The following is a 12202-nucleotide window of genomic DNA, read 5'->3' as shown; positions in this document are numbered from 1 at the left end:
GTAGCCGAGGAAAGCGTAGCGTAGTATAGTAGAACCGTCTTGCAGGAAGGCAAACTGTCAACACAACTCGTGACTACCGCATATTATCTATAACGGCTTACATATACAATATAAATAGATTAGGAATGAGTATACACGGGAAAAAAACCAAGAATGATTTAAAAGCAGCACTATTTCTAGCTTATGATTCAAACTATTTTTTTTCTACTAAACTGTACCATGCAATCAATAATTGGGTTGTAGAGAATCATGATAATTTTGCAGTATTCAATTAGATTTTATTTTAGCTTTCTTAGTATTTCGCCTTTTCCGACGTGACGATGATGGCCTCCGACCCCCCCACCGGGTACTTGTTCTCGCAGATGCCGCACCCCACGCACAGACTGTTTATTACTTAAGGCTGTTTGATCTGCGAGCCGTCGGCGGATGTCTTCTCCATTGGTTCCCTGGATTTAATCGACTTATCGATATTTATTTCAACCCAGCGAGGCCTCGAGTTTCCGGAAGCCCTCTACATGCACTTTGAGCATCTCAATGATGGGTAAATTATACGGGCACTTCTCTTCGCATTCACCGCATTCGATGCATTCATCCACCGTGGCAATCGTGTATTTCAAAAAAGCCACGGTCTGCCGGGGCGTCATGCGTTTCATAACGGCCGGAAACATCTGGGCCTCCCTGATCATCACCCCGTGCGGACAGGGTAGACAATACCCGCAACGCCGGCAGAATGAATCTCCCAGTTGTTCACGTATGCGTTCCATGTCCTGTCTGTCCCGGTCGGTCAGCGGTTGAGGCGTTTCGTACAGGGCCATGATCTGATCGAATTCTTCCTTATTGGATACTCCGGGTATGGGTATCACGTGTGGGTGTTGCTGGAGAAATTTAAAACACAGGTCGGCCCGTTCGAGCATGCCGCCGCCCAAGGGTTTCATGGCTATAATGCCCATGTCTTTTTCCAGAGCCGCCGGATGCAAGGCTTCAAGGGCCTGGGTTTCTATAAAGTTGAAGGGGAACTGAACAGTCTCAAACAGTCCGGTTTGAACGACCTTGAGAGCCGTGTCCTTATTATGGGCGCTGAACCCGATATGCCGGATCTGGCCCTTACTTTTTGCCACCGTCGCCGCCTCCATGGCGCCGCCGGGGGCCAGCACAGTTTCCAGATCAGATTCCTCGGACAGGTTATGAAATTGTAAAAGGTCTATGTAATCGGTGCGAAGCTGCTTGAGGCTGTTGGCGATATGTTCGGCCGCCTTTTCCTTGGATCTTTCCAGCGTCTTGGTGGCGATGATTACCTGGTCGCGCACGCCTTCCAATGCCTGCCCGATTTTTCCCTCGCTGTCCATATACATGTTTGCCGTATCGAAAAAGGTGACGCCGCGATCGAAACAATACCGGACCATTTCAGCGGCATCGTTTACTCCCAACTGCATAATGGGGATCCCGCCGAAACCGAGTTCCGAAACCATGAGCCCGGTCTTGCCTAAACGACTTTTTTTCATGCTTCTGCTCCTGGCCGACGTTTTTTATATTGAAACAAGAATACCATATCTCTAATTATGCGGCAAGAGCCGCGATTTTCGTGTTTCACTGAAAGCTGTCCTTTTTTTGACTGGCAAATAATGGGATGTATCCGCATACAATGCGGAGTTATTTGTTCCTGTTTGCATAAAACATTTTTGAAAATCATTCTATTGTCTATTTGACCCAAAGGATTTCAAGCCGAATCGCCCCGCCGAGGCGAGGGTGCGTCCGCATCGACCGACGATTCCCAACGGCGGAAGAGCGGGCACGACCACGACGAGCTGCCGACCGCCGATCCGGCCATCGCCGAATTCCGGCCGCAGACTGCGGAAATTGACCTTTCAACCCAAGATTTCTTTGAGTGTCTTGCCTCCAACACCGATATTTTCATTGGGATGTTCCTGAACATAGACTAAAAAGTGTTCAAGGGGTATTTCAGTTATTTCAGCGGCTTCTTTTGAAAGGGTTTCTACAAGCTGCTTCTTTTTTTCTTCGCTGGTTTTGTTCAGTGCGATGGTTATGGTCGGCATAATGGCCTCCTTTCGCTTGATACGAGATATATCTTTTTGGAAAGTTACTCAGAGAAGAGTAATGTACGACGGAGCAAAACCGGTATCAGTACGACCAGCTATTTCATCAAATCCTCCGTATTGGGACAGAAGTCCCTTTATATACCGTACAGAGAGGAATCCCTCACAGTGAGAATTCCTCTTTGTATGGTGATTATTGGAATTTACTTGAGGGGGGGTGCGACTTCCATCGGATTAAGACCATTAGCCGCCCAAGCGAATGCTTGATTCCGATTGAGCCGATTCAAACGCTCCATGTCGGTATCAGGAATTTCAAAATCAAACAGATTTAGATTTTCCCGGATACGCTCTGGTTTACTGCTTTTCGTTAATACACAATAGCCGTGCTGCAATCCCCACCTCAACAGCAGTTTGGCGTCTGTCACCTTCAGTTTTGTCGCAATTTCATGGGTGACCAACTGGCATTCTTCTTTTATCTCGGCAAGAACTTCTCCACCCTGTCCTTCTTCAGCCCGCCAGGTTGAAAGGGGAGCAAGCAGGCTGTATGCAATCGGTTCGATTGAATTCTCCTTCATGTACCTGGTCAAATCAACCTGGGCACACATTGGATGAAATTCAACCTGGTTTGCCTCAGGTTTCGTCAGGCCTGCATCCAAAATCTCTTTAATTCTCTCTTCATCGTAATTCGCCACTCCAATATGCCTGGTCAGCCCTGTTTTTTTCAGCTCTACCAAAGCGCTCCACTGTTCCAGTCTCAGTTCAGATAGTGGGGCATGTATCAGGTAAAGATCAACATAGTCAAGCTGGAGCTGTTTGAGCTGATTTTTCAGCGTTTCAATGGTCTGTTCGTAGGTTTTTTCGGGAGCCCCCCACTGTGTATATCCGGGAAAAAGCTTGGTAGTTACAAAGATATCATCCCTTGAAACTCCGGCAGCTTTTATCCCTCTACCGGTTCCCTCTTCATTATTGTAGCCCTCGGCCGAATCGATATGTTTAAATCCGGCTTTCAGCGCCTCATGTACACAGAATTCGGCCTGGTCGATTGATAGCTGATAGGTGCCGAATCCCACGAGAGGCATGCCCATCCCATTGCGTGTCGATTTTGATATCTCCATCCATCGTCTCCTTTTTAATAACAGTATCCCACCAGCAAAAAAGCTTTTGCCGATTTTAGATAACGTAGCGTGAGACAGGGATGGTTGATAGTAAAAATGCGACATTTAACTAAAAAAACAGATCTGTCGCAGGGCTTTTTTTTCAGCCAAAAATTGGGTGGGAGAGGAACCGGTAAAGAGTTTAAACTCCTTGATAAAATGCATCTGATCATAATAGCCGCAATTGTATGCCAGCTCCGTCAAAGTATTGTATTCGGTATGTAAAAGAGCATATAGTGATTTCCTAAAACGATTGATTCTCAGATATGCTTTCGGATTAACACCAAGAATCTTGTTGGCGAATCGTTCAAATTTTCGTTTATTGATGCCTCGAATATTACAGAAGCTTTCAATGTGAGACTCTTCTTGTTTTGTGAAATCTGAAATAAGAGCATTCATCTTCTCATCGATGATCAGGTTGATGTTTAATAGCTTCAGAAGTTCGTGTTCTAACGTATGAAATTTTCCAAACACTGTTTTATGCTCTTTTACTCTTTCGACAAGTTGTTCAGAGAGAGTCCTATCTAATACATGCAAATCAATAATATTGTTTTTAAATTCTGACAGTGGGATGCCAAAAAATGGATAAAAACCGGTGGGGAAAAAAGAAACACCGATGAGTTCAATATTTCCAGCGGGCCTTTCCCAGCTATACTTGAAATGATCCATGATGCCGGTGAAATAGCAGGACTCCAGACTGATTTCCGAGTTACTGTCATACAGTAATACCGGTTGAGAAGAGAGATTTATGATCAGGTCGATGTTTTTAATTGGGAGAAGCTTATGGTTGAGGGCAGGCAGTTCCCCGCTGTTAATCCACATAGTGTCAATCAAGTTTCTCAGTATTGGATGAGTTGGTTTGTATCTTTTTATCTCAATCATGGTGAAGTTATATCATATGAGACCGGTAAATTGTAAATAGATTACAAAATAAGTTATCTTTATCTCGAATTATGCGGCAAGAGCCGCGTTTTTCGTGGTTTGTGCCTTCCGGCCTCGAATTTTGGCGGGTGAACGGGCTTTAATCCGCCCCGTTGAGGCGTGTGCATCATCCACAAGAGGGAGTTACTTACTCGCCGGTTACTCTGAAAATCCTCAGTCTGCGTGGTTCTTGCACCGATTCAACCACGGTCGGTCAAGCTCACACAGCCCGTCGGCCGTGTCCACACACGGCCCGGTACCGGCGGCGGAGTAAAAAAGCTGGGGTCACAGATACCCGTCAATACCGACCATGGCAGGTTGCCCGGGATGAAAGCCTCGACTACTTTAGCGAATCAGCCGTTCTACGGATCAACGGCCCTTTTTTACTCCAGACAGTTACGCCCTTTTGAAACCTCATTTGGGTGATTCCGCCGCATAATCCGGGCTTAGTATTTCGCCTTTTCCGACGTCACGATGATGGCCCCCGATCCCCCCACCGGGCACTTGTTCTCGCAGATGCCGCACCCCACGCACAAATTGTTTATCACGTAGGGCTGTTTGAGCTGCGAGCCGTCTGCGGAGGTTTCGCCGATCGGCTCTCTGAATTTTATCGCCTTGTCGGCGGTGGGGCAGTGCTCCTCACAGACCATGCAATTGATGCCGTGGGCGTACGGGAGGCAGCGGTTGGTGTCGATATACGCCATGCCGATGACGGTTTCGAGCTTTTCGGCCACGGAGAGCTTCTCGATGGCCCCGGTGGGACAGACCTGGCCGCAGAGGGTGCAGTGATACTCGCAGTAGCCGATGCGGGGCACGAGGATGGGCGAGTACATCCCCTCCAGCCCCCCCCGGACGAGGTCCGGCTGCAGACCCCCGGTGGGACAGACCATCATGCACTCGCCGCACTTGACGCAGCGGGAGAGAAACAGAGGCTCCTCCCGGGCGCCGGGGGGACGGATGACGGCGTCTATACCGAGGCTTTCCTTCAGCTTCCGCTTCGGGTGAATCAAAAGGAGCGGTGAGAGGGCCAGCCCCGCGACGAGGGAGGTGACGACGTGGCGGCGGACAAGGGAGGGGGCCGATGCCCTGGGCGGGAACCCGACGGTATAGGCGGCCCGCTTCTTTTCGCAGGAGCGGACACAGCTCATGGTCAGGATGCACTCCCCCTTCAGAAAATTCCCGTCGTCGTCGAAGGCGCCTGTCTCGCACACGTCATTGCATTCGGCGCAGTCGGGGCACAATCCCGTCGGCCGTCGCCTCAAAAGCGACACCCCCGCGAACAGAGACAAGAGCGCCCCCAGGGGGCAGAGATACCTGCACCAGAAGCGGGGGCGGATCTTCTCCGCGAAGAGGATCGCACCAAAGAGTACGAGGCTTGTCGTCGAAAGCAGAAAGAAGCCCTGCCGGAAGGGGAGAACCGTCTCTCGGAGGACGCCGTAGACCGCCTCTGACGCGGCGGTGACGCCCGGGATGTCCCAGTAATAGAGCTGGTCGAAGACGGCGAAGGCCGCAGCCGAAAGAAGCGGATAGACGGAAAGCGTCAGGGAGCGGATGAGGATGCTGATGGGGTCGAATATGCCGACGAGATTGATCGAAAAGGCCGCCGTAACAAGCAGCAGGAAGAGCAGGTAATATTTCAGGTTCCGGGAGGGGACTTTTTTCACATCCACCGGCTTCATGAGCGGGCGGAATGTATCCAACAGCGCCCCCATGGGGCAGAACCAGCCGCAGAAGAACCGTCCCAAGAGCAACGTCGCCAACAATACCAGGAGCACAGGGAGGAAGAAGGCGTTGAGTGTCCGGGAGGCGAGCATCGTTCCCGCCGCCGCCAGGGGGTCCGCCTGAAAGAAGAGGTTGATGGGGTAGTGAATCTCCGTGCCGCCCCGGTAGGTGGTGGTGATGAAGAGGACCAGAAACGCGCACAGGATGACGCTCTGGGTGATTCTCCTGGGGATGGATGTTGTGTGTCGCCCGACCGCCACGGCGATACTCCTCCGTGCCCCTACGTGCCCTTTACGGTGATCTTTGCAAGATCGATTTCCCCCAGGCCCATGTCATGGGCGGCCCTGATGTGGCCGATATCCGTCCCCTTCATCCCGAAGAGGGTGGCGCCGTATGAGTCAACGGCCACCGGGTCCGTGCCCGCGACCACATGATTTTGTACCGAGACGTTTTTGATATCGCCGCCGCTGGGGCCGCCCTTGAGCATCACCCGGGTGGCGTCGAGCACGATCAGGTTCGGTTTGATGAGGCTCGAGATATCCGCCAGCTTCTGGTCGATATTCCAGTGTATCTGACCCCGGTTTCCCCCGATGACACCCATGAGGTTTTTCATCGAGAGGGTCAGGGTGGTGCTGCCGTGGTTCTTGGCCACAGGGACGTTGATGAGGCGGTCCGCATCGAGGACGTCTTTGTAGAATTCCCACTCGGTCAGCGCCGTGCCCATGGGGATGGGCATGCTGACGAACTTTCGGTCGTCGATGAAGCTGATGGTCGCCCGGGAGTCGCCCAGTCCCTCGACGGCGGCCTGTATGCCGCTGGAATCGTAGGTCTTACGGGCGTCGTGGCAGGTGCGGTCGAAGACCTTTACCTTGGACGCGCCGGCGTCCAGGCACAGCTCCACCAGGGTCCTGACCACGTCAGGGTGGGTGTTGCCGCCCAGCTCAGGCGTACTGTTCCAGCCGATGTTCGGTTTGACCACAACCACATCGCCGGACGTGACGAAGATCTTCATGCCGCCGAGGCCGTCCACCGCGTCGATGACGATGTTTTTATAGTTTGTCCCGGTGGCGGTGGAGAGAAACGGTACGGCGGCGTGAGCCCGGCGGGGCAGGGCGACCAGCCCTCCTGCCAGCGTCGCCGCCGAGAGGACGGCGCCACAGGCTACGAAATCCCGTCGGGTCAGCCGTCCGTGGAGGCATATATCGGGTCCCTTTTGCCCCTTTTTTGTAGCATCAGCGCCCATATTCCTCCTCCCTCTCTTCCCCCCGGAGACAAGCGGGTGTCGGATCGGTCCCGGACTATTCCGCCGCTTGGTTGTTCTCCGTTTCGGACGTTTCGCTGTGGACCAGGGCGACGCTTACGACGTCCACACCGGCGGCTTTCAGGGCCTTGGTAATGTCCCCCGCCTTGGCGTCATTGGTCTTGACGATGAAGTTGTTTTTTTCGGTCATGGTTTTTTTTCCGATGAATATTCCGTGATACGGCCGGGTCCCATCCGTTCTGCGTGTGAACCGGCTTGACTTATCGGCCGGTGATGTTTTATGATTTACTGTAGCACGGATTATCAATTTCTGTAAAGAGATATGACATTATTTTTCTCTCATGGTCCCGCCCCGTCCGGCAAACGCATTTCCGGAATCGTTGGTGTGGCCGCCGCGGGTCTCTTGGCCGTGGGCCTCTTCGCCGCCGGTGCACCGGCCCAGGAAGAGGTGGATCCACTGCTTTCCCCGGGCCTGGAATTGATCGATGAGGGGCGTTATGACGAGGCGGCGTTGTTTTTCGAAGAGACGGCTGAGGTGCGTCTGGACGATCCGGACGTCTTCAACTATCTGGGTATCGCCCGCTATCACCTGGGGGATTTCAAGGGCGCCCTCGACGCGTTTTCTGCATCGCTGGATCGGGATCCGTCGTACGTGACCGTCTATCATAATATCGGGGTGACCTATCATGCCCTGGGCCTCTATTATCTGGCCATTGAGAATTACGAGCGGGCCCTCAACCTCATCGGCGACGATGAGACGCTTTTTTTCCGACTGGCGCTGTCGTATATCGCCCTTCAGGACTGGGAGACGGCCCGGGAATACCTGGAAAGTGCGCGGGAGATGAATCCCTATGAGACACAGTATCAGGTCTATCTGGAGTACGTAAGCTCAAAACTCCCCGCCGACACGTCGGAGTGATGTAACACATCAGTTGTTCGTCAGAAAAAACATGCCGGCCGCCGGGATATGACGTCGAACGCACTGCGGCGGGAGGGGGTCGGCATGATGGGAGATGCCCACCGCCCGGGGGCGTCTCATTACAGCCCCCCCCTTTTTCACACGATACAATTCTCCCTCCAACCGAGATATCCCAGAACACCCCAGCATTTTGGGGAAAGCCCGTGACGGCCGCACCGGCGCATCTGTGCGCCCGTGCGGCGGTGAATGTTTCGGGTCGGAGCCGGGTCTGTTTTTCACTTCCGCATATCCGCCACCGACCCCGGATCGCCAGCAGGATGTATAAGGCTCTTCAGATACATGACCCCACTCGCCTGATGCCGTATCGAGATACTGTACTGTCGATACGCTGCCGAAGACTATTTCGCTTGACAGGTGGCTGTTTTCGAAATAGTGTAAACAATACATACAATTTGTCTATATTGTAAAATTTACGGTGTCATGAGAAAAGAAACGAGAGACAAGATACTCGATGTCTCGTATCAGTTGTGCAACACGTACGGCTTCTGGTCGCTGAAGGTTGAGGATATTCTCAATAACGCCGGTATCTCCCGAGCGACATTTTACAAATATTTTAAAAATACCAATGATGTCGTCGATACCCTCTTCGACCAGGAACTCGAAGAGACCACAAAACGTATCGAGTTCGCCGTGGCCCAGGAGACGGGACCGTTCGAGAAGCTCAGGGCGTTCCTTTTGGCCGAGATAACCGGCATGAGAAAATTCTTCGTATCGGTTCGATTTGATGAACTGGACGTCCTCCCGCCGATTCCCCGGGCGCGAATGCACCGACAGTTCGTCGTCTACGGTGAGATAGTCAAGAAGATACTGGCCGAGGGGATGGCTGACGGCAGCCTTGATATTCAAGACATGGACATCGCCGTTAGGGGGGTTTTAAGCTTCTCCCGTGACATCGGCGCGGTGTCGATGATGAACAGGAAGTCGGCCGAGGAGATACACCGGGAGATCGAGATGATGCTCGAGCTTCTGTTCAACGGCATCCTGCCCCGTCGATCGGGATCGCCGTGAGACATACGGCGGCGTAAAACGAGCACCGTGTGGTTTTTCAGCTCCACTGCATAACCTTTTGTCTGTTTGGAACGTCTAATGAAGCGGATGTAATACCGTTTCTGTCGTATCAAAAGAGAGGTTTTTTTTGCCCGGGGAAGTATACAATATAGCAGAAATGTATAGATTGTATATCCCTGTGTGCCGCAGTCGGAGTTGCTAGTGCATTCACAATGGCATAAAAAGAGGGCTTGAGCATGAACGGGGCCGTTTCATCGTCTCAGGACGGTGCCGGGTTCCCGGCGTTCGCTATTTCGGAGGCGTGCCGAATACGGCATGCTTCCGAAGGGCGCTCCCCCATCGCACCCGTCCCATCGGGGACGACGCGGTTTGTTCGGGCATCACGAACTCTCTTTGGTTGGTACGAATTCGAAAGGCGGTATAATACGGATATGGAATCACGCGAACTGACGGACAGAACGGAACAACGCATACTGGGACGGAGAGGCTTGATTTACCTTCTCGCCTATCTTTCTGCATTCACTCCCTTTTCCACCGATCTGTATCTTCCGGCGCTGCCGGGCATGGCGGAATCCTTCGACGCCCCCATGTCTCAGGTGAACATGACCATCATCGCGTTTTTTTTCTTTTTCGGCATCGGAACGCTTTTCTGGGGGCCGCTGAGCGACAAATACGGTCGAAAACCGATCCTGCTCGTGGGCGTCGGCCTCTATACGGCGGCAAGCGTCCTGTCCGCGTTCGCCGTGGATATTCATCAGCTCATCGTCTTTCGCATTTTCCAGGCGATGGGCTCCGGGGCGGTGGCCGCCGTGGCCATCGCCATCATCAAGGATACCTATTCGGGTCGCCGGCGGGAGTCGATCCTGGCGGTGGTTCAATCCATGATGCTCCTGGCCCCGATTATTGCCCCCGTTCCGGGCGCAATCATTTTGCAATGGACCTCGTGGCGGGGGGTGTTTTGGGTGATGACCGGGCTGGGGGTTGCCGGATTCCTGGGCGCCCTCACCATTACGGAGACGTTGCGTACCCGGCAAACGGGAACGATCGTCGAGTCCCTGGGCCGGCTGGGCGTCGTCATTAAGAATCCAAGCTTTGCGATATTGCTCCCCGTCTTCTCAGTCATGGGAATTCCGATGATGGCGTATGTGGCCGGATCGTCGTACGTGTTCATAGAGCATTTCGGATTGACCGAGATGCAGTTCAGTTACTTCTTCGTTATGAACGCCGTTTTCTGTCCCGTCGGGCCGCTGTTGTATGTGCTGTTGTCGAGGAGATTTGAGAGAAATCTGCTCATCCTGGTGAGCTTCATCATGATCATCATCAGCGGCGTGCTGATTCTCTGTCTCGGCACCGTCAGTCCCTGGCTGTTGATCTCCTCAATCATCCCGACGACGATTTTCGGCGGTATGGTACGCCCGCCGGGGACGAACCTGCTGCTTGAGCAGCAGAAGGAGGACGCGGGATCTGCATCGTCGCTGATCGGATTCTGCGGCATTATCTGCGGCAGCATCGGCATGCTGTTGATTTCCCTCGACTGGAACAACCTCGTCCCCGTGCTGGGGGTGCTGACCCTGTGTACCGGTCTGGTGAGCATAATCCTATGGCTCGCGGTAGCCTCCCGACTGGAACAGGTCAAGAGCTATCTCACCGTTGACTGACGGCGAAGAGAGTGAAAGGCCGAAAATCACATATCTGTATCCTGTGCCGATGTATCGGCGATGTGAAAAGGAGAAGATCGTGAAAAAATACAGCATATTGATATATATCGTGTGGGTCTCTTTCTGTGTGGTCTTTCCCCGTGCGGTCTGTGCACAGGAAGAAAAGCCGACCTTCACCTATACCCTGGACGAATGTCTGGAGATCGCCCTCAAGCGATCCGCCGATATCCGTATCGCCGCCGAGGAGATAAAAGTTGCCTCGGGGGTGGTGCTTGAAACCTGGGCCGACATCCTGTCTGTCGGCGCCAACGGGGGATACACCTACACCGATTTCACGGCCGGCTCCTCCAGATTGTCGGGCGGCGGCTCGTCCTACAGTGAAAGCTACACCCTGGGGCTCAGCGCCTCTATCCCCGTGTTTACCGGTGGAAGGACGCTCTGGGGCATCAATACATCATATCTCCAGAAGGACCTCGCCCTGGAGGAGTTCCGAAGCAGCGTGGGGAGCATCATCTATGAGACGAAGACGGCCTTCTACTCGGTGCTGCTTGCCCGGGAGGAGACAGCCATGCGGACCGAGGAGCTGGAGGTGATTACACGAAACGTCGAGATTACCCGGAACAAATTCGCAAACGGCCTCGTTTCCCAATACGAGTTGATGCGCATCGAGGTGGAGCTGATCAATACGGAGACGTCGCTGATACAGGCCGAGAACAGTCTCTCCACGGCGCTGGAGGATCTCAAGATGCTCCTTGCCGTCGATATCACCCAGCCTATCGACATCGACGGGAGCTTTCCTGTGGAATCGAGGGAGCTGACCCTGGAGGAGTATCTCTTGATCGCAGAGACGGAAAGCCCCGAGCTGATACTGGCGAAGCTCAACGAAAACATCGCCAAGAAGAACCTGAATATGACCGTCGGTGAGTTCTTTCCGACGGTCAGCGCCTTCGCCAATTATGATTACTCGAACAGCGACACGTTCGATGTCAGTTTCAATAAGGACGACTGGGAGTTCACCGCAGGGGTGATGGTCGAATTTCCCATATCGGAGTTTTTAGTGGCGACGGCGAAGACAAAACAGGCGAAGGCGCAGTATGAGCAGACGAAGATCGCCCGGGAAGAGGCGGAACGCCAGATCAGGCTGAACGTCTCGACCGCATACCTGGATCTTACGGAGGCGAAGAAGGTCATCGAGCTGCAGGAGAAGAACATCGAGCTTGCGCGGAAGAATCTTGAGATCGCGGAGATTCGCTATCAGAACGGCATCGACACCCTCCTTGAGCTGCTGGACGCCCAGCTGTCGCTGACCGACGCCCTGGTAAACTATTACACCGCTCTGTACGGCTATGAGGAGGCGCTGGCCCGGCTGGAAATGATCGTGGGCGTCGACTTTGTGATGTATGACGTTCCGTGACGCATCCGCCGACGGAGGCACAGAGAGCGGT

Annotated in this window: 11 protein-coding genes; 4 read left to right on the top strand and 7 right to left on the bottom strand. The window is 53.3% G+C overall.

What is annotated here, in order from left to right; translation table 11 throughout:
* Positions 1-476: 476 nt before the first annotated feature.
* From JW885_10335 to JW885_10305, 7 genes are all read right to left on the bottom strand, one after another.
* A complete protein-coding gene (locus tag JW885_10335; GenBank protein ID MBN1882559.1) occupies positions 477-1502 on the bottom strand; it encodes an aldo/keto reductase in 1026 nt (341 codons plus the stop codon).
* A gap of 363 nt (positions 1503-1865) precedes the next feature.
* Entirely contained in the window at positions 1866-2054 is a 189-nt protein-coding gene (locus tag JW885_10330) for a tautomerase family protein (protein ID MBN1882558.1), read from the bottom strand.
* 203 nt (positions 2055-2257) lie between these two features.
* The gene (locus JW885_10325; protein ID MBN1882557.1) at positions 2258-3133 is read right to left on the bottom strand and encodes an aldo/keto reductase; all 876 of its coding nucleotides are present in this window, start codon (positions 3131-3133) and stop codon (positions 2258-2260) included.
* A gap of 141 nt (positions 3134-3274) precedes the next feature.
* A complete protein-coding gene (locus tag JW885_10320; protein MBN1882556.1) occupies positions 3275-4090 on the bottom strand; it encodes an AraC family transcriptional regulator in 816 nt (271 codons plus the stop codon).
* Between the two features lie 485 nt (positions 4091-4575).
* Positions 4576-6111: a 4Fe-4S binding protein gene (locus tag JW885_10315; GenBank protein MBN1882555.1), complete on the bottom strand. Its 1536-nt coding sequence runs from the start codon at positions 6109-6111 to the stop codon at positions 4576-4578.
* A gap of 20 nt (positions 6112-6131) precedes the next feature.
* Entirely contained in the window at positions 6132-7094 is a 963-nt protein-coding gene (locus JW885_10310) for a DUF362 domain-containing protein (protein ID MBN1882554.1), read from the bottom strand.
* 55 nt (positions 7095-7149) lie between these two features.
* Positions 7150-7302 (bottom strand): hypothetical protein, encoded by a 153-nt coding sequence (locus JW885_10305; GenBank protein MBN1882553.1) that lies wholly within the window; start codon positions 7300-7302, stop codon positions 7150-7152.
* Between the two features lie 132 nt (positions 7303-7434).
* Here JW885_10305 and JW885_10300 point away from each other — a divergent pair, with 132 nt between their 5' ends.
* From JW885_10300 to JW885_10285, 4 genes are all read left to right on the top strand, one after another.
* Positions 7435-8031, top strand: a complete 597-nt coding sequence (locus JW885_10300; GenBank protein MBN1882552.1) for a tetratricopeptide repeat protein — start codon at positions 7435-7437, stop codon at positions 8029-8031.
* A gap of 480 nt (positions 8032-8511) precedes the next feature.
* Complete coding sequence (locus tag JW885_10295) at positions 8512-9099, top strand: TetR/AcrR family transcriptional regulator (GenBank protein ID MBN1882551.1); 588 nt, start codon at positions 8512-8514, stop codon at positions 9097-9099.
* A 431-nt stretch (positions 9100-9530) separates the two neighbouring features.
* Positions 9531-10757, top strand: a complete 1227-nt coding sequence (locus JW885_10290; GenBank protein ID MBN1882550.1) for a multidrug effflux MFS transporter — start codon at positions 9531-9533, stop codon at positions 10755-10757.
* Between the two features lie 79 nt (positions 10758-10836).
* Positions 10837-12171: a TolC family protein gene (locus JW885_10285; GenBank protein MBN1882549.1), complete on the top strand. Its 1335-nt coding sequence runs from the start codon at positions 10837-10839 to the stop codon at positions 12169-12171.
* Positions 12172-12202: the final 31 nt, after the last annotated feature.

The organism is Candidatus Zymogenaceae bacterium, from assembly GCA_016931225.1.
Classification (GTDB): domain Bacteria; phylum Desulfobacterota; class Zymogenia; order Zymogenales; family Zymogenaceae; genus JAFGFE01.
Note: the sequence above shows the minus strand (reverse complement) of the source record. Positions and strands in the feature narration are given on the sequence as shown.